Genomic DNA, 364 nt, shown 5'->3' with positions numbered 1-364 from the left:
TTCGCAGGTGCCGGCGCCGACGTAGCCGGCTTCGCGCAGGATGGCCTTGGAGGCGCGGTACAGCTCGGCGTTCTGCTCGGGGGTGAGGAACGGCGCGGGGGCTTCCTCGACGAGCTTTTGGTGGCGGCGCTGGAGCGAGCAGTCGCGGGTGGAGACGACGACGACGTTGCCGTGCTGGTCGGCGAGGCACTGGGTCTCGACGTGGCGGGGCTTGTCGAGGTACTGCTCGACGAAGCATTCGCCGCGGCCGAACGCGGCGACGGCTTCGCGGACGGCGGAGTCGTAGAGTTCGGGGATCTCCTCCAGCGTGCGGGCGACCTTGAGGCCGCGGCCGCCGCCGCCGAAGGCGGCTTTGATGGCGACG

General features: G+C 71.2%; 1 protein-coding gene. It reads right to left on the bottom strand.

All coding sequences use genetic code 11. From position 1 onward, the window contains the following. The coding region (locus tag OO48_RS34095) for an ATP-binding protein (RefSeq protein WP_033223582.1) at nt 1-364 on the bottom strand (364 nt) is incomplete at both ends.

This window comes from Kitasatospora phosalacinea (assembly GCF_000716545.1).
In the GTDB taxonomy this organism is placed as follows: Bacteria; Actinomycetota; Actinomycetes; order Streptomycetales; family Streptomycetaceae; genus Kitasatospora; species Kitasatospora phosalacinea.
The sequence above is the reverse complement of the archived record's forward strand: the minus strand, read 5'-3'. Positions and strand labels throughout refer to the sequence as shown.